This window comes from Nitrosopumilus sp. b3, assembly GCF_014078525.1.
Taxonomy (GTDB): domain Archaea; phylum Thermoproteota; class Nitrososphaeria; order Nitrososphaerales; family Nitrosopumilaceae; genus Nitrosopumilus.
In genome coordinates this window covers 1-19,467 of sequence record NZ_MU078699.1, presented here as the reverse complement: position 1 = coordinate 19,467, position 19,467 = coordinate 1, and the positions used below count along the sequence as shown (strand labels likewise).

The following is a 19,467-nucleotide window of genomic DNA, read 5'->3' as shown; positions in this document are numbered from 1 at the left end:
AGGGTATGTCACTAGATCTCTTTCTGATTTCCCATGTAACTCTGTAAAGCATGAGGGATTTTGATGTGCCCATCTTTTGTTTGACCGTTCTCCATTAATGCTACCAAAATTCTAGTTGTGGCAATTAGTGTACTGTTGAGAGTATGCAGATATTGAGTGTCTTCATTTGTTTTGTCTCTAAATCGTATCTTCAATCTTCTTGCCTGGTATTCCAAACAATTTGAACATGATACGATCTCTCGATACGCATTTTGTCCTGACATCCAAGCTTCAATATCGTATGTTTTAGCTGAAACTTTTCCCATGTCTCCAGTTGACAAAAGCATTACTCTATAGGGAATTTCTAAACTTTGATAAAATTCCTCAGCAACTGAAATCATTTTTTCATGCTCATTCCAAGAATCTTCTGGTCTAGAAAAAACAAATTGTTCAATTTTATCAAATTGATGTACTCGAAAAATTCCTTTCTGATCTCTTCCATGTGCCCCTGCTTCTTTTCTAAAACATGGACTTACTCCAGCATATTTTAAAGGTAAATCTTTCCCCTCAATGATTTCTTTAGAATGCATAGCAGCCATTGCATGCTCAGACGTGCCAATCATGTAGAGATCCTCTTCTTCAACTTTGTAAATGACGTCTTCAAAATCATCTGCTATTACTGCCCCTTCCATCGATTCTCGATTAATCATGTAGGGTGGTTGAACTAATGAATAATTTTTTTTTGCAAGAAAATCTAATCCATAATGAATTAATGATTGATTGAGTCTTACAAGGTCATTTTTTAGATAATAGAATCTTGCACCTGCAACTTTTGCAGCTCTTTCCAAGTCCACTAAATCTAAATTTTCTGAAATATCTATATGATCATTTATCTTAAAATCAAACTCTGGAATTTTACCCCATTTTCTGATTTCCTTATTTGAGCTTTCATCTGCTCCAACTGGAACTGTTTTATGAACTAGATTTGGAATAGTTAGAGCCAGTTTTGAATATGATTTTTCAATGTTCTCTTGCTCTAGTTCCAACTCTGATAATTTTCCTGAGACCTTCTTCATCTCTTCTAAAATTGATGATGCATCTTCCCCTTTCTTTTTTTTCTGTGAAATTTCTAATGCTACTTGATTTTTCTTTTTTCTTAATTCGTCTGTTTTTATGATAAATTCACGTCTTTTTTGATCATACTCAATTAATCCATCCAAGTCAAATTTCACTGCTCTTGCTTTTAGCATATCTTGAATGATCTGAGGTTTTTCTTTGATCAATTTTGGATCTAGCATTACTCTATCACCTTTAATGCTACTTGGATATGTTCCAATACTTCATCAACTGTTCCAATAAGATGCTTCATGTTCTTCTTACTTTCAAAATTAAAAACTAGTTTGTTATCAATATTTTCAACATAAAGACTCAATCCTTCTGGAAAATTTACATTATCAGGTTCTAGTGCTTTTTTAACAGTTTTGGCTTTTTCTTGTGATATGTTATTGAGAACTACTTGGACTTGACACGTTAACGACATTTACTTCTAAATAATTGAGAAATTCGTCCAATTTGTCTTTAGTTATTTTTGCCCCTGCTGCTGCGTTATGCCCTCCTCCAATACCATCAAATTTTTCGGCACCTGTTCTCATAATTTCACTTAGATTGATATCTGAATTACAACCAAATGATTTTCTTGATGAGAATTTTATTGTGTTTTCTTCACCTTTTGTTCTCAAAATTACAATTTTCCCTGAATTTTTCGGAGAGCCTGCAATTAATGATGATATGGTTCCAGTCATTGTTTCAGGTACTATGTCTTCACCATTTACCATAATGCAGGTTTCACTTTCTGAAATTCGCCATCTCTCATTAGATAAGATGCTCATGTATTCTCTGATCATTTTTCTGTAATCTGTTAGAATATTTTCTCCCTCTCTGAGTATCTTATTTCTATCTCCCATGCATATTGCCATTCCAACACCTGAACGATTAATCCTTCCGCAGGAATTTAACATGGTTGAAAATTCTCTTCCATCTCGGAGAAAACTTCTGTTGTCCTCTCTTGGGAATGTATAGGTATATCCAATTAGTTCAGACATTATCTCTGTAGCATTTTTGCCTGCTGTAAATTTTGAAATTGACTCAATTACTTGTCTTTTTTCTTCCTCGTTTAATTCTGCTGGAACTCTCCACCTGCCCCCATCCTTTAGCTTAATTCCTGATGAATTTAGAAGAGAAAGACATGCGTCTCTATTCCAGGTAAGACCTTCAATAAATGGCTGCGATGTAAATGCAAGTGCGTCTGGAAGAGGTCTGGTTTCTCTGCCTACAAGTAATAAATCTAAATCGATATCTACCAAACCCTGTTCTTTGGCAGTATTTGCAATCTCAAAATTTTTACCAGTAAATGATTTTCTTTCTCCCTGATCTTGTCTATCACCTAATGCTGAAACTACTGCAATGGCAGACAAATCTGAATTTTTTTCATCAAGTGACATCGAAGCAAGATATGCCATACCCCCTGCACAAATCTCTACTCCTCCATCAATTCCATATTTCCATGCGTTTATGACATTTTGATTATCTATCTCTTTATCTGGAATTTGATGATGATCCAATACAATCCAATTATCTCCTAGAGCTGAATCAAGTTCATTTGCAAAACCTCCTCCTAGATCTGTGACTACATGAAAATCCCTGGAATCTGTTTTGAAGGACTCTACTACATTTTTACTAAATTCTTTTGATGTTCTGACAGTGCAATTAGCACCCGCTCTGATTAGAGCTTTGGTAATAATACTTCCAGATGTAAGTCCATCACAATCAATGTGGGTTGTAACTGAAATTGATTTTTTTGATTTTATGCAATCAGAAATTTTATCTTTGAAATATGACAGTGACTCATCAAGCGATTTTGTCATTACTCTAACTGAGCAACCACGGATTTATATTTCCAGGTTTTAGGAATTCTTTCGATTTTTTTATAGTATACAGACAATCTGTGAACTTTGGCTTCTATTAATTCCAAAGATCTAACATTTCTGTTATCTCCTCTGTTTTCCTTTAGGTGTTTTTGAAGACCGACTGCCTTCTTTACCATATTTTCGAGATCTTCTGGCATTTCTGGTTTCAAATCATTTTCTTCAAGAATTTCACCCATGCTTTTCTTAGTAATTGGTTTGATTAGTGGAATAGAATGCTGATCTCTTAATTTAATTCCAATTTGACTTGGGGTTAAACCATCCTTGGAGTATTTCACAACTAATTCTTCTATTTCTTTAGGACTTTGTGTAATCCATGAAGGTGCACGTAATGTAGCTGGTCTGATAGAATGTGATTTTCCATGTCTATGTGTGTGCATTCGTCCCATGATTTGGCTCATTAAAATACAGAATTAAACGTTACTTATACTGATCTCGTACAATATATCGAAAATTGGGGTTTAGAAGAAAAGTTAAATAACTCACCGGGTTCAAAACGAGCAGGTAAACGGTATGAATACAAAAATACTATTAGCAGCATCCTTAGTTGCTGTCTTCACTATGGGATTCTATGCAGAAGATGCAATAGCATTTGCACAATACATGGGAAACGTTGGTAGTGAAGGTGAAACCGGATCATACACTTTAGAGGAAGCACTTGAAATTCAAAGAAGAAGAATTGAAGCTGCTGAAGCAAATCCAGCCTCTGGTTCAGGAACTCCATATCTTGATGCAAGTGGTGTAGTTGGTGCCTCAGTAATTGCAGGTGCAGTATTCGGTGGTATTGCAGGAGCATTCTTCATTAGAGGAAGATCTGGCAAATACGCAGCAATGGGCAGAGGATAATCAAACCTCACTTTTCTCTTATTTTATTATCTGTATCCTAGTGAATACTGATCTCGTACTTTCTGATAATAAAAGAAATGTATATATCGCACAAATTGAGCCAAATTATCATGACTCCTATCGTAGGAACTTTCCTAAGCATCCTGTCTTCACTTACAGGACAACTGGGACCAAACTATGATCCATTATTCTATGATGTAATGATTTACATCTTCGGAACCATGATGTTCACAGTATTCCTTCTTGGAATTATCTCATTCTGGTTACGTGTACACGGATGGGCTTACAAAGACAACCGTGAGAGATGGGTCGATGAGTTGGACAGACACTTTGAAAGAGAAGGCATTGGTCTGATTCCAGACAACGGTAAATACTGGTAAAATTACTTCCTTTCTTCTTTTCATTATTTTTAATACCTTGTAGTGAAAACTACCTTGTTTTCTAATTCTGTTTTTGTTAAAGACTGAAATTTATTTTTCTAGTTCTGGTAGGAAGTCTTTGTCTTTAGATGAATCATAATCCTTTGAAGTAAACACTGCTTTGTAATGATACTTGTCCTGTATTGGTGTTTTTAGACCATTCTCTGATAATCTGTCATTTACATAAATTTCTGTTTTTGATTCTTCCATATCTCTAATTTTGAACTTAGAAATGTATAAGAAATGCCCGATTTCAAAATTGGGGTTTTCTGTCCATTCAGCATATACTGTACCGTCATTAGAAAGTGTGTAGATTGCTCTTTGACAATCTTCTGTTATTCCAATATTTGGTTGAACTTCTGCTTTCTGACCATCCACAATCATTTCAAATGTAAATGATATTTTCCAATCCGTATCTAAATCGTCAATACAAGCATTATGTGCTTGTTCTCCTATCAAGGGGTTGACTATCAAACTAGTAAGTAAAACTGCGATACCTCCTACGATGGCACTTATTATGAGAAATTTTATTGTCTTGTTTCTTTTGTAAGGATCCCCCATACCAGGATATTTCATCGTGATGACTTTGAGCAGATTCCTTAAAGCCCTTTCTCTTATTCTAACATAATTTCAATTGTGTCAAATCTATCTTGATGATCTGCTAGGGAATACGTTATTTCATCGGAGTCTATCTCTAACCATTCTGATTCTCCTTTGAAAGGGAGATAATCTTCTACATACAAATCGTCAGGACCTGTAATCCTAACAATCACTTTCTCATTTTTTGGCTTTATCTCAAAAGGTAATTTGAGTACTTTTCCTCTTCTCTGATTCTGTATGTTAACTTTGAATTTATCTGAACGAAACTCTACTTCTCCAAAAAAATAACTTTGAAAAATATCTAATTTGATTATTTTGAAACTTAGCATGTTTTCAATATAATTTTCTAGAAGATAAAACTTGGTAAATTCAATACGTCATCTGTAATGATTGATTAGAAAATGAAAAGGAAAAGGTTGGGTTGTTTAGATTACTTGCCAGGGTCTTGTTGCAAACGTAATGACATATCCAACACCTATGATAATTGATTGATATGCGATGTTGGTATATGGGATTGGTTTGATAATTGGTTCTCCTTCAACGACAACTGTTTGACCTGGACCGAGTCCTGGACCAACTTTGGCTACATTGAGTTGGGTGTGTACGTGGTATACACCTGCTTCAAGTGCTTTTGCAGATAGTGAATAATCAACAATAGCGTTACCTGGAATGTCAAAGACGTTTCCTGGTGGATCTCTTGCTAACATCTCCCATCTGTTTCCTGCGTTGGTTGACTCTGAGAAGATAGATAGCCATCCTCTAAGGTCTCTTTCTACAAGGCTGACTAGTGTTCCTTGAAGTATCAAGGTCTCGCCAGTTTGCAGGGATTGTCTGTTAAAGGTTTCATCCTCAATTCTGATGAAACGACTCTGGAGTTGTGCTTGGACACCGTGTGCATCTGCAGTTGGAAGTATGGATTCAACCCAGTTGAAACCTAATGTTCCTAGTGCAAGTACTACAGCTAGTCCAAATACGAAAATTCTTTTTTCGACCATAGTTATCCCTAATATTGAGGAAATAAAGGACATCGTTATATGTTTTACCTTAATCACGAGGATCGATCCTTTCTTCAATGTTAATCATTGATGTTATACATCAAAAATGATAAAAAAATCATATAATTATTCTATTATAACTTTCAAGAAAAAATAATTTTTACATAATTAATGATTTTTTATATAAAAAATTAGATAAAATCCCTTTATCCTCAAACTCTTACTTTATATTCCGAATTCACACCACTGTTAGCATGGCACAGATGCCCGCATTAATCCCAAAAGAAGTTGAGATTCAGAGACTTAAAAAAATCTGGCTCATCGTTATTGCTATGGGATCCACTGCAGCATCAGTCGAAGTAGATAACTTCGTTGATGGTTCTCTACATCAGACTTCTATCAGAGATAGTGCATTTACACCAGCACACTGGTGGTTGTATTCCCACTTCATCACATTACCACTTGGATGGGGTGCAGCAGCAATCTATGATAGAAAAGTACCAGTTCTTAGAGGTCCTAATAATTCAATGAACACTGGTTTAAAGATGACCATTCTTGGTTACCTTGCAACTATGTTTACAATTGGGGTCAATGAGATGTGGCACTTCTGGTTTGTAGAAGAAATATTTGCGGTTCCAAATCACTGGATGTTTAACATGGGTGTAGTAGTTGCATTCATGGGTGCACTTGCATACGTAGTTAGAGTATATGCTCGACTCGTTGAACTAGGTGCAGAAACTCCTGGAGAGAACCCATATGTTGCAGAGATGTACAAGATGGCTTTAGAAGGCAAATTGTACAGCAGATCAATTCCATAGACAAATTGTGCAAAAGCACACTTTTTTCTCTTTTATTAGTTTGATTAAGACGTAGATCGTACAAACGCCATATGTTTAAGAAAGATTTAAAAGGATTCCACTTTAGAATAATTCCAGAATGACTCTTCCTAAAGGATTCGGTTCTGGCGGCACTGGTGGATCATCAAGTGCTGATATAGAACGAATGATTGGACGTCGCGTTGAAAATATGACTGGTATGATTACAATTTCATATTGGGCAGCACTGTTAGCAACTTTTGGTGGTACTGCAGCAGGATACTTCTATTATCCATGGGCATATCCAACAGCAAGTGGTCACTTTGCATTCATCGTACTTGCAATCATTGAGGCAATAGGTTACATCTTCTGTGTTAAAGTCATGGAAGAAGGTTCCAACAAAAATAGTAATGGTATAGTTGCGGGCAGTATTGCTGCTTCTGTAGCTTTCGTACTATTCGTATCATTATACGTTGGTTGGTAACCCGAAGGAAAACCCCTTCAGACACTTCTTTTTCATTTTAATTTAATCAACTGAGGACTTTATCTTTTTTTCATTATTTTATCAAAGTTAAATTGACGATCTTCTGCATACTCTAAAATTTTATATACTGACCGTTTCTTTGACTTGATATGGTCTGGTTAAGACGATGTACACACTACTTATTCATAGTAGTAGTTGCAGTTAACTCAACACTGTTAACAATTAATGCAGGAGACTACATCTTCTACACTGACTGGGCTTGGACATCGTATACGGTATTCTCAATATCGCAAACGTTGATGCTTCTTGTAGGTGCATGTTATTATCTAACATTTACAGGCGTTCCAGGCACAGCAACGTACTACGCTCTAATTATGACAGTATACACATGGATAGCAAAAGCCGCATGGTTTTCGCTAGGATATCCATATGACTTCATTGTTACTCCAGTTTGGTTACCATCAGCGATGCTGTTGGACTTAGTATACTGGGCAACAAAGAAGAACAAGCACTCCTTGATACTGTTTGGCGGCGTACTAGTAGGAATGTCATTACCATTATTCAATATGGTAAACCTGATAACAGTAGCAGACCCACTAGAAACGGCATTCAAATATCCAAGACCAACATTGCCACCATATATGACACCAATCGAACCGCAAGTAGGGAAGTTCTATAACAGCCCAGTTGCTCTCGGTGCAGGTGCAGGTGCAGTATTGGGTTGTACAATGGCAGCATTAGGTGTCAAACTGAACACTTGGACATACAGATGGATGGCCGCTTGGTCAAAGTGGGACTAAAAACTCCAACCTTTTCCTTTTCATTTTATTATTTTCTCTTAGAGTTTTCTCTACACAAAATTTTAAAAAACAAAATTTAGAATTTTAATAATTTTTAATCAGTAATTCAAAGTGTCCAGTTCGTTTTTTAGAATTTGAATTAATGGAACGATTTGCTTGGATTTTTTTAATTTTCCATGAATTGCTTGAGAACATATCTTCCACATCTTTAGAGTCTGAATTTGACAATAAAACATTGCATCCCTTAGAATCTAATTTCATACAAAGATCTGCAAGTCTGTTGAGATCTTCATATGTGAAACTCTTGTTAGTATAACTTGTAAAATTAGCAGTATCACTAACAGGTTGATATGGTGGGTCAAAATATACAAGATCTCCTTTTTTTGAATCTCGAAGAACGGATTCAAAATCTCTACATTTTATTGCAACTTTGCTTGATTGTAAAATGGAACTTACTGAACGCAAATTTTCTTCATTTACGATATTTGGATTTGTATATCTACCTAAAGGAACATTGAATTTCCCTTTGCTATTTACACGATACAACCCATTAAAACAAGTTCTATTCATAAACAGTAATCTAGATGTCTTTTCAATTTCGCTTCTAGGATTGGATTCTCTAACTGAATAATAGTATGATTTAGAATCTTTATGATAATTTTTTTCATGATTTTTTAGAGATAAAATTAATTCATCAATTCTGTCTCGAATTGTCGTATATGTCAAAACTAGATCAGAATTCAAATCCGAGATACTGCATTTTTGACCCTTTCTTTCAGTAAGGATATGGAATAGTAATGCTCCACCTCCCAAAAATGGTTCAAAATATGTTCCAAATGATTTTGGAAGATTTTCATTTAAAATTGGAATTAGTTGACGTTTTCCACCTGCCCATTTAACGAAAGGCTTTGGGGTTACAGATGAAATCTGACTGTAAACTTGTTTCAATGATTATGATTGCAAAAATCATTAACTGTGCTTTAGATAAAATAATTTGATCTTGAACTAACTTTTTCCTAGTCTCACAATAGCTTAAATACAAATTTCGTAAATTGGCCAAAATCATGAAATATCAAAATTTATGAATCGCAATAAATCTTGTAAAACAGAAAAAGCTTCGAACGGGATCTGAACCCGCGACCTTTACATTACCAATGTAACGCTCTACCAGGCTGAGCTATCGAAGCACGAAAATTCTCTGTAGAAAATCCTTATAATTCTTCATTCTGGCACATATTCTTCTAAACTGTTAAATTTCACACAGATTTCTAGATTTTTGGAGGAGTAATCAAGCCTGGCCAAAGTAAGCACTATGTGCTTTTGGACATGCAGGACTTAAGATCAAATAATGGGTGATCCTGTCTCTCAGGAGTTCGTGGGTTCAAATCCCACCTCCTCCACTATCTATTTTGGATGCTTGATTCCTCTAGAGTTTAAGATTTCATAGACATCTGGCAATGAGAAAACAAAACCAACATGTACACAATCTTTTTCATCACATAGCTGACAAAACAACTCTCCTTTTTGAACTGCAACTTCTGCGATTCTATTTTTGATATTATCTTTTAGAATAACACGATCATCATCCACTGAAATCTTTTCAATCTTAGGAGCATATCTTGCAAAGGTCTTATCCTTTTGCATCATCTCCTCTAGCATGTAAGTTACATAACCTGAAAAACTATTGACGCCTTTCATTGTAAGGTCGTCTTTATTGTTTTGATAAACTTGATGGAATTTATCATAAACTGTTTCTGAAACTGTGATTGATTTGAATCCTGCTTTTGGCAATTTACTTTTCCTTACCGTACATTAAAGTACTCAAGTATTTAATGTTTTATTTCAAGGGTACTGTTTCACCTGTGGGACACAATTCTTCGTGTTTTTTGTCGGGACATGAAAAAATCTGTTTGTTCTGATCACACACTATAATATCATTATATTTTACCAAATCAAATTGATTATAATTGAATCCTATACGTTTTAGTAAAATCTTGATAGTAGATGACTCTGAAGCATTTAGGCTTAAAGTTAAGCGATTACTTGTTGAAGGGCAAGTAGGATATTATCATTATGAGGCAAAAGATGGGGCTGAGGCAATTTCACTATACAAAACTGTTCGCCCACATGTAGTGATAATGGATATCATGATGCCTAATGTTAATGGAATACAGGCAATTAAGGAAATTATAAAAATTGATCCTAAGGCAAAAATCATAGTTTGTTCAACTAGGGACAATAAGGAAATCATTGATGCTGCCATAAAATCAGGCGGTGCAAAGGACTTCCTCATCAAGCCATTTAACACTGGAGATGTAGTGATGGCAATTTCAAAACAGTTAGTTGAGAACAGAGATTATTCTCGAAGTTCAACATCTGCTAAACAAATACAAAAATTAAAAACATCATAAATTTTTCAATTAACACCTTTTCTCAAGAAAAAGGAAAGGTGTCTTATCGACACTCTTTACACCAAGATTGAACCATTTTGTATCCCTCATTATTACGAATGCCAAAAAGCGATTCAACTTCTAATCTATCATTTGCTTCTTTGCCACAGTTAGGGCATTTTGCATAATCAAATTTTCCCATGATCAACATTGAGTATTATTCATTTAAAGGATCTGCAACATTGTTAATCCATTGTTATCTTTTAGTCAATCGATCCAACAACAGGGGGTTTTTTGATCAGTTGGAAACTTTGAATCCTGATGGCTGGTAAAAGTGGAAAATATTTTTGGAGAGGAATCAAACATGAAATTCCAACGTGTTGTATAATGTTCTTTGAAACAGAATGGCAATCAATTAGAAAAAATAATAATGAATATGGGAATACAATGGCTAAATTAACTAATAATCAGGGCATCATAATGTGTCCTGACTGCCTAGTAAATAAAATCACAAATTCTTCTTTGCATTCTGAATTAAGGTAATCCATTTGTCTTTTCCTTTTACCTCAATTCCACAAGCCTCAGCAGGCGTTTTACCATCAAGACTCATGTGAGGTCTTACATAGTTATGATAGATTTGTGAACCATCAAAAATCACAGAATCCTTTTTCTTTACTCCTCTCATTACTTTCTCTCTATCTCGAAACTCACCATTAAGTCTCTCCATCTTGTTGTTGTTTCTATCTCCTTTCAATGAGATATGACGGATATGGATAGGGCTTCCTTTCTTTACTGCACCGTACTCTTTTTTGAAGGCATCTCGATAAGCCTGTAATCCGTCAGTAATGAAAACTCGTGGAGTCATATCCATAGAGTCCTTTGCCATTCTCAAAAGATTTCTAGCGTCATGCTTGAACTTGGAATCTGCGACTTCCTGTGCTATCCAAAATCTAGTCTCATCATCCATAAGGGCAAAGAGGTATTTTTTGTCACCCTTGATTTTTGTGTAGACTTCATCTGCACGCCATGTGTCACCTACTTGTGGAGTAATACTGTCCAAGTGAATTTTCATTAGTTCAGTATACTTCTTTATCCACTTGTAGACAGTAGAATGGGCAACATCCACGCCTTGCAGCCTGATGAACTTCTGAACGTTTCTGAGAGATTCCCCAGTAAAGTATAGTTGCATAGCGGACGTAACGACTTTCGGGGTCACTCTCATCTTCTCAAAGCCCAGATTGAAAGAAAATCTTTTCCTACATGATTTACATGAGTACCTTTGAAGATCATAGTTTCTGTTGTGTCTTATACCGTGCTTTACAATTTCAGTACTGTGGCATGATGGACACTTGTCGCATCCAATTTCCTCGATCACTATCTTGTTTCTAGTTCTTGCTTCTTCTCTTAGTTTGATGCTGATTTGAATTGCTAGGGAATGTTTGCAGGTTACTTTACGATAAATATGATCAGGGCAAGTACACTTCCATCCAAACTCAGTTGAGAAAATTTCATAGATTCTATTTGTTGCCAAACTTTTCATTTGGTAATGGTTGTCGTTAATTCTCAGGATGTGAGTATTTGGATTGTCTAGGAGTCTTTGTGCCCTTTCTTCTCTTGTCATGTATTCTTTTGTTACCATTAGATATCTATTGGTATATAGAAACAATAGTCTTATAAAGATATCCCTCTATATCTAATGGTATATGGCTATGAAAAAGTATATGGTATCTGTGCCTAAAGAAATGGAAAAGATACTTGAGAAAGAACGTAAGGAAAGGTTGCTTGAAACAGTACCGGAAACTATACGTGTTATTTTGAGCGAGTATCTAAGAAAGAACTAAACTTTATCCGAAAATTCTTTATAGAATTTTTCCAATAATAATTTCCATTCATCGTATTCTGAACCCTGAAAATATTCCAAACATCTTCTACAAACACCCATTCGAATTTTTCCATTGTCTATATCATTCAAAATTGGTAAAAGTGCAATTCCTTCAAAACTGGTTTTTTGCCTAGGATACCAAAAATATGCCTCTACAACTTCATCTTTGATTAGTTTTAATTTTCGAATTTCTTCATTATATTTTTCCCACATTTTACATGTAAGTTCGTATGAATCAGAACCACCCATTACAATATTATGTAAAATAAGATTTTCTTTCCCATCTTGATGTCTTACAGATGGAGTATCAAAATCATAAAAAGATTCAATGTAATTTTTCATTTTTAATGTATCATGTGGGTAATGAAGTAATTCTTGTGGAAAACGAATTGCGATCTTAAATTTTTCTTCGTCAAACCAAGCATTATGTAGTGTGTTGAAATTCTTGTCATAAGTGACTGATTTAACATGTCCAGAAAATTGAGTTAATTCGTACAAAAAGCCTGATTCTTTGATGTTGATACGCCTAAATTTTTTTTGAGTTTCATAATATTCTGAAAAAAGACCTCTAAATTGTTCTGACTTTTTTTCAGCAGTATACAAATGTGCAAGTATGGAAATCCTATCGGATTCTCCTAGATTGTAGATACTGTGAAAAAGGTCGTTACTTTTTTTGTATTCATTTTTGATTGGTTCTAAAATATCTCTTTGTAATTTCTCGAAATATTCGTGGTCTATAGGAAAATTAGATGTGGAATGTATTTCATGAGAGATTGGAATGATTCTATGAATAATGTCTTTACCCCATAATATACCCAAAATAGTTACTATGCCACTAAGAATTATTGTTACAAGAATAATCCCTATTTGCAAAATATCTACACCTGTTACAACACTAATGATAGAAGTGGCTACAGAACCACAAACAACCACAATAATTGTGATAATTATTCGGGTTTTGTTTTTGGCGACTCTTTCTTTCAGTTCCAATAAATTTGAGGTTCTGTATTTTTCTAATAAATTGATCATAATTTCTTACGCCTATGTCCCGACGTCGAACACAGAGAATATGTCCCATCAACGAAACAGCACCATTTCAAGGGTGCTGTTACCTTTATGGGACAAAATCTACCTGTTACCTTTCGGGACATACGATTTTCAGGTATTTTTCAAATTTTCTTTCACTGATGTTACAATTGTATAGAAAAGTCACATCTAGATTATTGGTTCAAAATATCAAGTATAGGAATAACAATATGTTGTATCCTCCCTAATTTTGAAATAATTGTTTGTGTAATGTTAATTATGAAAGATATACATTTCAGTAATCTTGTGCTGTGGTTTGACTATTGTATAGAAAAGTAACATCATGAAAATTATCCTTCTTCACGAATTTCGTTTTTTTGTCGTTGCACGATTCTTGAATACCAAATAAGCTACTACCGATACGCTTCCACCAATCAATAAAACCCAAAGCATCATACTGCCAAGATCATAATAGAATCCCTCTCCTGTCATTTCCTAACTGAATTTTGTATGAGTGTTTTCCACTTATCTTTCCCCTTTACATGAATCCCACAACCTCGGCAGGTGTCTTCCCATCTAATTCTATGTGGAGTCTGATGTAATTGTGATTCTTTTAGGCTAGAATTTAGAAAATTAATTCATAATAAGTAAATTCACTTTCTTCAAAAACAACTCAATTTTGATTGGTTTTTCTGCAGCATCAATATTTTTTCCATCAACACTAAATTTATCCAAAACCTCATTTTTGTTAGCAGTTACAAAAAAGATTTTCTGATTTGGCATCATATCTAGTATTCTTGTACCTGCCTCAATTCCGTTTAATATCGGCATAGAATTGTCGCTTACAATTAGATCAAAAGGAGGTTTTTCAGATTGACATGATTCCATTTCCTTCTCATAAAGTTCAATCTCTTCTTTTCCATCAATGGCAACACTGACTTTATGCCCTTCAGATTCTAAAACTTCTTTGTAAAATCCCGCTATTGCATCAGAATCTTCTACTATGAGAATCCTTGAACCACTATGCATAATTTCATAAATCCCTGAAATGATGAAAAGTTCTGTATGTTTACTCTATACAATCTTCAGGATTGAGTACTGATTTCAATTACTTCGATATCTTTTCTTCTTCATGATTCTCTTCCTCTAGGCTTGAATGAATCTGTTTGAAAATAGTCTCAAATACTATTGAAAATTAGTGTTTATACAATACCATCATCCAAAAATATCATGGGAAGGGGCTATTCAACAGAATCAATTAGAGGAAAGCTGATTGCATCTTTAGAAAATTCTGATACTGGAATGTCGGGAGTTGAGATTTCTAAAAAAATTGGAATTAATAGAATTACAATGTCAAAATACCTCAAAGTTTTTGCAGCTGAAGGATTGCTTCGACAAAAAAATATAGGAAATGTAACTTTATGGTTTTTAGAACCCGGTCAAGAATCTTTCAATTTTCCTGATGATTATTTCAAAGTGGCACCAACCTATCTTGAATATCTGATTAAAGGTACTGATGAACAAGCCCAATCTTTAATTCGCAATTGCTTGCATTCTGGAGCAACTGCTAACCGTTTGATTCTTGAAGTAATCTTTCCTGCAGTTGATCATATACAAAATCTATTTGATGCAGGAAAAATTGGAACAGCAGAACTTAATCTGTTAAAAACTACAATTTTAAAATCATTTCAAATATTCAATCAAATTCAGATAGTAACAGATCCAAAAAAAAATGTAGTTGTAATTGCAGCTGATTCACAGAGTATCTTAATTTCTGAAGCTGCCTCTGCAGCATATCATTCAGATGGATGGAGGGTTTTCCATCTAGGTGATATGTCTTCAGCAATTGATGTCTTATTTGATTTAGATTTTCAAAAACTAGTAGGAAAAATCTGGAAACAAAAACCTGGACTCTTACTAGTGATAATATTTTCACATTCAAATGAAGGATTAAACTTTTTTGCCAATTCTATTAATCCGATTAAAGAAAAATCTGGGAAAAATATGAAATTAGTATTATGTGGTAAAACATCAAAAAAATCCAAAATTCAATCTGATTTACTTTCTGATCATCTTGATGATATTTTACAATGGTCAAAAACAACATATGAAAATCTAAAATGATGAAAAATGGGCCCGATGTGATTCGAACACATGACCTTTCGATTATCAGTCGAACGCTCCAGCCAAGCTGAGCTACGAGCCCACGAACAAATCTCTAGGCAGGACTCATTTAAGTTTAATTTTCTTTCCACTTGATTGAGCAACCAATCGATGGGTCAAAATCATTTTCAATTTTTTCACCAGACAATAATTTTTGCATATTGTTGATCATTGTCTTTTCAGTTGGGGAATCATCTGGCTTCATAGCATTATCTATTTTTCCATGAAAAACTAATTGCTTTTGACTGTTAAACAGGAATGGATCAGGTGTACACATTGCTCCATATTTCTTTGCAACTTCTTGTGTTTCATCCACCAAATAATCGAATTTGAATCCTTTTTCTTTTGCAGTCTCTTTCATAGCTTCAAAACTATCTTCCGGATAATCAGTAGAGTCATTACTGTTAATTCCTATAATTGCAATTTCATTTCCGAATTTTTCATACAACTCATTTAATGCATCTACTTTGGCTTTAACATATGGGCAATGATTACACATGAAAATTACCAAAATTCCTTTGTAGCTGCTATAATCATTAAGGGAATGTTTTTTGTCGTCAATTCCCAGTAATTCAAAATCTGGTGCAATACTCCCAGTTTTTAGTTTGACTTGAGATTCTAAAAGTACCATAAAGAAACAATCTTGTTTTCAAATAAAATTCTTGCCAAGAAGACAACAATTAAAATCCACAGATAATCCAAACTTGTTGTGGGCCGGTAGTATAGCCTGGTAGTATACCCGCCTTGCACGCGGGGGGTCACGGATTCAAATTCCGTCCGGTCCACTTTTTGACTAAACCGATCTATGCTGAATTTCAGATTACTGGATGGATTTAAATAGGATAAGTTTGAGTTTTTTTTCATGGCAAGCGCAGCAGACGGATGGCCCGTATTCATACCACTCATTGTAGGTTTAGCCCCAGGTTTAATTTACTGGTTAGCAATTACCGCAAAGAGAAAATAAGAATACATATCATTTTTAATCTCTTTTTATTATTCTAATGTTAGTGATAACTAGGTGAATTGATGTTACCTTTCTTGTTGACTATATGTTATGCTAAATGAAATTAATCTCATTTTGCAATATCCTTTCATGAAGAAAATTGTTTTAGGAATGTTTTTAATTTTACTTTTGATTCCTTTTTCACAGTCTTACTCTCAAGAAAAAACTGATACGCCAGCAACACTTTCAGTATCTCTTACCAGTGAAACTCCTTTTGTATATCAGGATTCAGAAGGGTATACTGTTGTAGTTGGAATGGTTGAAAATGTTGATTCATTATCTTCTGTAACAAATGTAATAATTCAAGTAAAATTTTATGATGATTTGGATCCTAATCCCTTGGAAATAAATCAAGGCCACACAACTCTTGAAGTAATTCCATCAAATGGTCAATCCCCATATGCCATTCGCTCTCAAACTCCTAACCCTAACATCACTCAGGCATCTGTCTCTCTTTTAGGATTTGATTCTTCAGTAGCCAAACAAAAGGGATTATCAGTTTATTCTACTGATGTGTTTTATGACACTTCTTTAAGATTCTCAGGAGTATTGCAAAATGGCGGGGCTCCTAATTCTGATACTGATGTTTATCTTGCCTTTTATGATGGTTTTGAACCATCACGAATTCTCGGGGTTTCTACAATAGAACTTGGGAATGTGGAGCCAAACACTGAAGTAGCTTTTGAGATAAATGAAGAAATTGATCCTCGAGCTGTAGGATTTTTATTATTTGCAGAGTCTGATATTTTTAATTCAGATTTTGTTGATGTAAAAATCCCTCCTCCACAATCAATGTCAAAATTGGTTTCAATTTCTAATGTCGCTGTAGAGGATACAAAAGGAAACAGTCTATCTGAAATTAAGGTGGGTTCAACTGTAAATATAGTCAGTGAATCACTAGTTGAGTTTTCCAGCAAACAAATCCCTGCAGAAACCCCATACACATACTATGTACAAATCAAAGAATCAGGGGAATTGCCATATGTTGAGTTTATTGGAAAATTTGATGGGAGATTTATTGGTAATGAAGCACAAACACAATCAATAGATTGGATTCCAGAAAAAAAAGGGTTGTTTTTCATTGAAACATTTGTCTGGGATAGAAATAATATTCCCATATCTGAGCAGGGTCCATTTGTCCTAATTCTAGTAAATTAGATTCGTTAAAGTAACAGAATTCTACCGTTTAAATGCAGCAAGATTTGTTAAAATACACTTATGAAAATTAGTCTATTTTTTGTAATTACTATGTCTTTACTTTTAGTATCTTTTTCAGGACAAAATGCTTTAGGTTATGGTGGTCCACCTGAACAAAGCAGCGCAAACAACTACACTGTCAAAATCGCCCCTGATAAGGAATCATATAATCTTGGAGAGTCTGTAATATTTTCTGGAACTGTGAATAAACACAATGAGGATAGAAATTTACGAATTTCTCTTTTTGATTCTAGTAAAAATTTAGTTTCTACTCAAAAAACACTTGTAAACCCTGATAAGACATTTTCATACACTGTTGTTCTCGATGAAGAATTCCATGAAGGAAAATATCTTGTAAAAGCTCAGTATGGAAATTCAAAGGCTACAGTGGAAAGTATTTCATTTATGATAAACCTTGAAATGGATAATTCATCATCAGTTGATGCAAAAATCCCAGATTGGATTAAGAATAATGCTGGATGGTGGGCTGATGGTCAAATTGATGACAGTTCATTTGTTGAGGGCATTCAATTCTTGATTAAAGAAGGATTGATGAAAATCCCTGTGACCGAACAGGGTTCAACAACTGCCAACAAAATCCCAGATTGGATTAAGAACAATGCTGGATGGTGGGCTGATGGTCAAATTGATGACAGTTCATTTGTTGAGGGCATTCAATTCTTGATTAAAGAAGGATTGATGAAGTTATCAAGTTAGGATAAAAATTTCATCTGATTTTCAGTATTATGGAAAAGTAGTAGATTTATTTTCAAAGAATTTTACACATATGCATGTCTAAATTTTTACTTGTTGCTATGGGTGGGACCTTTGATATTATCCATAAAGGACATTTAACATTACTTTCAAGTGCATTTGATATTTCAGATAAAGTCATAATTGGATTAACAAGTGATGAACTTGCTGAAAAGAAAGGAAAAATCCTAATTCACAAATATGAAAAACGACTCGAAAATTTGACAGTAGAACTTTTAAAAAAATATCCTAATACTTCTTTTCAAATTAGTAAACTGAATAATGATTTTGGACCAGCAGTTTTAGAAAAAGGAGTTCAAGCACTTGTAGTAAGCGATGAAACTAGCAATCAGGGTATCATCTTAAATAAATTACGTGCAGAAAAGAAACTTCCACCTGTTGAAATTATTACAGTTCCTATGTTTTTGGCAAAAGATGGAAAAAGAATTTCTACTACTCGAATAAAAAATTCTGAAATTGACATCGAGGGAAACTTGCTTTCAATTGACAAGTAGCTTGTCTAACTTTGAGTATTCGTAATAAAACAAAATTACTTGATTGAGCCTAATGGCAATCATAAATCATATGATGAAAAAAATTGATACTGATGTATCAAATCTTAAACAGGGACTACATCCTGAGAATCTCTCATATTGGTATGATAAAATCATCAAAGAAACAATTGAGATGGCCCCTCCTTGGCTTCAGGATAAAATCAAAGTCCATCAAGATCCTATCCTTTCGATGAAATTTAATCTAGATATTTCAAAACGTGCAGTTAGATATTTCATGATAGTAGTTGACAATAATTTAGATGAGATGCCCTATTCTACAAAACTCTATTTTCTCAAAGTTCAGGAAATAATGTCTTCTGAAATGGATAAATCATTAGTCTGATGAGATTTTTTTATTTTAGGCACAAATTCAATCTGTAAGTATCTATAATCAAAAAGCTTAACCCAAAATACAGTGGAACTCTACAAATCAAAGTATTCGGATAAAAAAAATTCTAGAAGAGCATCTAATAGAGACAATGGTCCATCCCGTTCTTTTAGAAACTCTAGTAGGGATAGATACTCACGAGATGATAGAGGTTCAAGATACTCACGAGATGATAGAGGTTCACGAAAT

24 protein-coding genes, 4 tRNA genes and 1 pseudogene are annotated in these 19,467 nt (G+C 34.3%); 13 read left to right on the top strand and 16 right to left on the bottom strand.

The features are described 5' to 3' along the window. Positions 1-11: 11 nt before the first annotated feature. Genes serS through C6990_RS10770 form a run of 4 tightly spaced genes read right to left on the bottom strand, consistent with a single transcriptional unit; the run spans position 12 to position 3,352 of the window. A complete protein-coding gene (serS, locus tag C6990_RS10785) occupies positions 12-1,277 on the bottom strand; it encodes a serine--tRNA ligase (RefSeq protein WP_182131291.1) in 1,266 nt (421 codons plus the stop codon). Next, a complete protein-coding gene (locus C6990_RS10780) occupies positions 1,277-1,519 on the bottom strand; it encodes a KEOPS complex subunit Pcc1 (RefSeq protein ID WP_182131289.1) in 243 nt (80 codons plus the stop codon). The genes serS and C6990_RS10780 overlap by 1 nt, the downstream gene beginning before the upstream one ends. Next, positions 1,482-2,903: a RecJ family nuclease gene (locus tag C6990_RS10775; protein WP_182131287.1), complete on the bottom strand. Its 1,422-nt coding sequence runs from the start codon at positions 2,901-2,903 to the stop codon at positions 1,482-1,484. The genes C6990_RS10780 and C6990_RS10775 overlap by 38 nt, the downstream gene beginning before the upstream one ends. Further along, a complete protein-coding gene (locus C6990_RS10770; protein ID WP_182131285.1) occupies positions 2,903-3,352 on the bottom strand; it encodes a 30S ribosomal protein S15 in 450 nt (149 codons plus the stop codon). The genes C6990_RS10775 and C6990_RS10770 overlap by 1 nt, the downstream gene beginning before the upstream one ends. Positions 3,353-3,476: 124 nt before the next feature. On the opposite strand from C6990_RS10770, the gene C6990_RS10765 reads away from it, so the two are divergent. Then, positions 3,477-3,809 carry a hypothetical protein gene (locus C6990_RS10765; protein WP_109876999.1) on the top strand — a complete coding sequence of 111 codons (333 nt, stop codon included), beginning with the start codon at positions 3,477-3,479 and terminating at the stop codon, positions 3,807-3,809. A 110-nt stretch (positions 3,810-3,919) separates the two neighbouring features. After that, positions 3,920-4,189 (top strand): hypothetical protein, encoded by a 270-nt coding sequence (locus C6990_RS10760; protein ID WP_012215889.1) that lies wholly within the window; start codon positions 3,920-3,922, stop codon positions 4,187-4,189. A 90-nt stretch (positions 4,190-4,279) separates the two neighbouring features. Here C6990_RS10760 and C6990_RS10755 read toward each other — a convergent pair whose 3' ends face one another. The 3 genes from C6990_RS10755 to C6990_RS10745 form a co-directional block, all read right to left on the bottom strand. Beyond that, complete coding sequence (locus C6990_RS10755) at positions 4,280-4,804, bottom strand: hypothetical protein (protein WP_182131283.1); 525 nt, start codon at positions 4,802-4,804, stop codon at positions 4,280-4,282. A 38-nt stretch (positions 4,805-4,842) separates the two neighbouring features. After that, positions 4,843-5,157 (bottom strand): hypothetical protein, encoded by a 315-nt coding sequence (locus tag C6990_RS10750; protein ID WP_182131281.1) that lies wholly within the window; start codon positions 5,155-5,157, stop codon positions 4,843-4,845. A 96-nt stretch (positions 5,158-5,253) separates the two neighbouring features. Beyond that, complete coding sequence (locus C6990_RS10745) at positions 5,254-5,823, bottom strand: methane monooxygenase/ammonia monooxygenase subunit B (RefSeq protein WP_182131279.1); 570 nt, start codon at positions 5,821-5,823, stop codon at positions 5,254-5,256. Positions 5,824-6,077: 254 nt separating this feature from the next. On the opposite strand from C6990_RS10745, the gene C6990_RS10740 reads away from it, so the two are divergent. The 3 genes from C6990_RS10740 to C6990_RS10730 all read left to right on the top strand — a co-directional run bounded on the left by C6990_RS10740 (position 6,078) and on the right by C6990_RS10730 (position 7,922). Beyond that, positions 6,078-6,641 (top strand): methane monooxygenase/ammonia monooxygenase subunit C, encoded by a 564-nt coding sequence (locus tag C6990_RS10740; RefSeq protein WP_048097271.1) that lies wholly within the window; start codon positions 6,078-6,080, stop codon positions 6,639-6,641. A 118-nt stretch (positions 6,642-6,759) separates the two neighbouring features. Beyond that, complete coding sequence (locus C6990_RS10735) at positions 6,760-7,122, top strand: hypothetical protein (RefSeq protein WP_182131277.1); 363 nt, start codon at positions 6,760-6,762, stop codon at positions 7,120-7,122. Between the two features lie 149 nt (positions 7,123-7,271). After that, on the top strand, positions 7,272-7,922 hold the full coding sequence (locus tag C6990_RS10730; RefSeq protein ID WP_182131275.1) for an ammonia monooxygenase family protein: 651 nt from the start codon (positions 7,272-7,274) through the stop codon (positions 7,920-7,922). Between the two features lie 84 nt (positions 7,923-8,006). On the opposite strand, the gene C6990_RS10725 is transcribed toward C6990_RS10730, so the two are convergent. Further along, positions 8,007-8,870 (bottom strand): DNA adenine methylase, encoded by an 864-nt coding sequence (locus C6990_RS10725; RefSeq protein ID WP_182131273.1) that lies wholly within the window; start codon positions 8,868-8,870, stop codon positions 8,007-8,009. Positions 8,871-9,035: 165 nt separating this feature from the next. After that, positions 9,036-9,109: transfer RNA gene (locus C6990_RS10720), tRNA-Thr, on the bottom strand. Positions 9,110-9,200: 91 nt separating this feature from the next. Here C6990_RS10720 and C6990_RS10715 point away from each other — a divergent pair. Next, positions 9,201-9,322: transfer RNA gene (locus C6990_RS10715), tRNA-Leu, on the top strand. Between the two features lie 4 nt (positions 9,323-9,326). Here C6990_RS10715 and C6990_RS10710 read toward each other — a convergent pair. Continuing rightward, complete coding sequence (locus C6990_RS10710) at positions 9,327-9,713, bottom strand: hypothetical protein (protein WP_182131271.1); 387 nt, start codon at positions 9,711-9,713, stop codon at positions 9,327-9,329. 176 nt (positions 9,714-9,889) lie between these two features. On the opposite strand from C6990_RS10710, the gene C6990_RS10705 reads away from it, so the two are divergent. Further along, positions 9,890-10,333 carry a response regulator gene (locus C6990_RS10705; RefSeq protein ID WP_220463385.1) on the top strand — a complete coding sequence of 148 codons (444 nt, stop codon included), beginning with the start codon at positions 9,890-9,892 and terminating at the stop codon, positions 10,331-10,333. A 43-nt stretch (positions 10,334-10,376) separates the two neighbouring features. On the opposite strand, the gene C6990_RS10700 is transcribed toward C6990_RS10705, so the two are convergent. From C6990_RS10700 to C6990_RS10685, 4 genes are all read right to left on the bottom strand, one after another. Beyond that, the gene (locus tag C6990_RS10700; RefSeq protein WP_182131269.1) at positions 10,377-10,514 is read right to left on the bottom strand and encodes a hypothetical protein; all 138 of its coding nucleotides are present in this window, start codon (positions 10,512-10,514) and stop codon (positions 10,377-10,379) included. 306 nt (positions 10,515-10,820) lie between these two features. After that, the gene (locus C6990_RS10695) at positions 10,821-11,951 is read right to left on the bottom strand and encodes a DDE-type integrase/transposase/recombinase (protein WP_182131267.1); all 1,131 of its coding nucleotides are present in this window, start codon (positions 11,949-11,951) and stop codon (positions 10,821-10,823) included. A gap of 198 nt (positions 11,952-12,149) precedes the next feature. Continuing rightward, a complete protein-coding gene (locus C6990_RS10690) occupies positions 12,150-13,184 on the bottom strand; it encodes a hypothetical protein (protein WP_182131265.1) in 1,035 nt (344 codons plus the stop codon). A 669-nt stretch (positions 13,185-13,853) separates the two neighbouring features. Further along, positions 13,854-14,249: a response regulator gene (locus tag C6990_RS10685; protein ID WP_182131263.1), complete on the bottom strand. Its 396-nt coding sequence runs from the start codon at positions 14,247-14,249 to the stop codon at positions 13,854-13,856. A gap of 201 nt (positions 14,250-14,450) precedes the next feature. Here C6990_RS10685 and C6990_RS10680 point away from each other — a divergent pair, with 201 nt between their 5' ends. Then, positions 14,451-15,344 carry a B12-binding domain-containing protein gene (locus tag C6990_RS10680; RefSeq protein ID WP_182131261.1) on the top strand — a complete coding sequence of 298 codons (894 nt, stop codon included), beginning with the start codon at positions 14,451-14,453 and terminating at the stop codon, positions 15,342-15,344. A gap of 7 nt (positions 15,345-15,351) precedes the next feature. On the opposite strand, the gene C6990_RS10675 is transcribed toward C6990_RS10680, so the two are convergent. Together C6990_RS10675 and C6990_RS10670 are read right to left on the bottom strand one after the other, a co-directional pair. Next, a tRNA-Ile gene (locus C6990_RS10675) sits at positions 15,352-15,426 on the bottom strand. Between the two features lie 33 nt (positions 15,427-15,459). Next, on the bottom strand, positions 15,460-16,014 hold the full coding sequence (locus tag C6990_RS10670) for a thioredoxin family protein (RefSeq protein WP_182131259.1): 555 nt from the start codon (positions 16,012-16,014) through the stop codon (positions 15,460-15,462). Positions 16,015-16,094: 80 nt separating this feature from the next. Between C6990_RS10670 and C6990_RS10665 the strand changes: the two genes are divergently transcribed. The 5 genes and pseudogenes from C6990_RS10665 to C6990_RS10645 all read left to right on the top strand — a co-directional run bounded on the left by C6990_RS10665 (position 16,095) and on the right by C6990_RS10645 (position 19,233). Beyond that, a tRNA-Ala gene (locus C6990_RS10665) sits at positions 16,095-16,168 on the top strand. Between the two features lie 308 nt (positions 16,169-16,476). Further along, on the top strand, positions 16,477-17,544 hold the full coding sequence (locus tag C6990_RS10660; RefSeq protein WP_182131257.1) for a hypothetical protein: 1,068 nt from the start codon (positions 16,477-16,479) through the stop codon (positions 17,542-17,544). Positions 17,545-18,030: 486 nt separating this feature from the next. Then, positions 18,031-18,300: pseudogene (locus C6990_RS11130) on the top strand (hypothetical protein); the annotation flags it as partial. 74 nt (positions 18,301-18,374) lie between these two features. Beyond that, a complete protein-coding gene (locus C6990_RS10650) occupies positions 18,375-18,851 on the top strand; it encodes a phosphopantetheine adenylyltransferase (RefSeq protein ID WP_182131253.1) in 477 nt (158 codons plus the stop codon). 52 nt (positions 18,852-18,903) lie between these two features. Continuing rightward, a complete protein-coding gene (locus C6990_RS10645) occupies positions 18,904-19,233 on the top strand; it encodes a hypothetical protein (RefSeq protein ID WP_182131251.1) in 330 nt (109 codons plus the stop codon). Positions 19,234-19,467: the final 234 nt, after the last annotated feature.

Excerpts from the sequence above, each read along its gene's own strand:
- C6990_RS10765 (WP_109876999.1), top strand. The coding sequence starts at position 3,477 with ATGAATACAAAAATACTATTAGCAGCATCCTTAGTTGCTGTCTTCACT.
- C6990_RS10700 (WP_182131269.1), bottom strand. The coding sequence starts at position 10,514 with ATGGGAAAATTTGATTATGCAAAATGCCCTAACTGTGGCAAAGAAGCA.
- C6990_RS10760 (WP_012215889.1), top strand. The coding sequence starts at position 3,920 with ATGACTCCTATCGTAGGAACTTTCCTAAGCATCCTGTCTTCACTTACA.
- C6990_RS10745 (WP_182131279.1), bottom strand. The coding sequence starts at position 5,823 with ATGGTCGAAAAAAGAATTTTCGTATTTGGACTAGCTGTAGTACTTGCA.
- C6990_RS10730 (WP_182131275.1), top strand. The coding sequence starts at position 7,272 with ATGGTCTGGTTAAGACGATGTACACACTACTTATTCATAGTAGTAGTT.
- C6990_RS10755 (WP_182131283.1), bottom strand. The coding sequence starts at position 4,804 with ATGAAATATCCTGGTATGGGGGATCCTTACAAAAGAAACAAGACAATA.
- C6990_RS10695 (WP_182131267.1), bottom strand. The coding sequence starts at position 11,951 with ATGGTAACAAAAGAATACATGACAAGAGAAGAAAGGGCACAAAGACTC.
- serS (WP_182131291.1), bottom strand. The coding sequence starts at position 1,277 with ATGCTAGATCCAAAATTGATCAAAGAAAAACCTCAGATCATTCAAGAT.
- C6990_RS10780 (WP_182131289.1), bottom strand. The coding sequence starts at position 1,519 with ATGTCGTTAACGTGTCAAGTCCAAGTAGTTCTCAATAACATATCACAA.
- C6990_RS10775 (WP_182131287.1), bottom strand. The coding sequence starts at position 2,903 with ATGACAAAATCGCTTGATGAGTCACTGTCATATTTCAAAGATAAAATT.
- C6990_RS10735 (WP_182131277.1), top strand. The coding sequence starts at position 6,760 with ATGACTCTTCCTAAAGGATTCGGTTCTGGCGGCACTGGTGGATCATCA.
- C6990_RS10645 (WP_182131251.1), top strand. The coding sequence starts at position 18,904 with ATGGCAATCATAAATCATATGATGAAAAAAATTGATACTGATGTATCA.
- C6990_RS10650 (WP_182131253.1), top strand. The coding sequence starts at position 18,375 with ATGTCTAAATTTTTACTTGTTGCTATGGGTGGGACCTTTGATATTATC.
- C6990_RS10680 (WP_182131261.1), top strand. The coding sequence starts at position 14,451 with ATGGGAAGGGGCTATTCAACAGAATCAATTAGAGGAAAGCTGATTGCA.
- C6990_RS10685 (WP_182131263.1), bottom strand. The coding sequence starts at position 14,249 with ATGCATAGTGGTTCAAGGATTCTCATAGTAGAAGATTCTGATGCAATA.
- C6990_RS10750 (WP_182131281.1), bottom strand. The coding sequence starts at position 5,157 with ATGCTAAGTTTCAAAATAATCAAATTAGATATTTTTCAAAGTTATTTT.
- C6990_RS10660 (WP_182131257.1), top strand. The coding sequence starts at position 16,477 with ATGAAGAAAATTGTTTTAGGAATGTTTTTAATTTTACTTTTGATTCCT.
- C6990_RS10670 (WP_182131259.1), bottom strand. The coding sequence starts at position 16,014 with ATGGTACTTTTAGAATCTCAAGTCAAACTAAAAACTGGGAGTATTGCA.
- C6990_RS10740 (WP_048097271.1), top strand. The coding sequence starts at position 6,078 with ATGGCACAGATGCCCGCATTAATCCCAAAAGAAGTTGAGATTCAGAGA.
- C6990_RS10770 (WP_182131285.1), bottom strand. The coding sequence starts at position 3,352 with ATGGGACGAATGCACACACATAGACATGGAAAATCACATTCTATCAGA.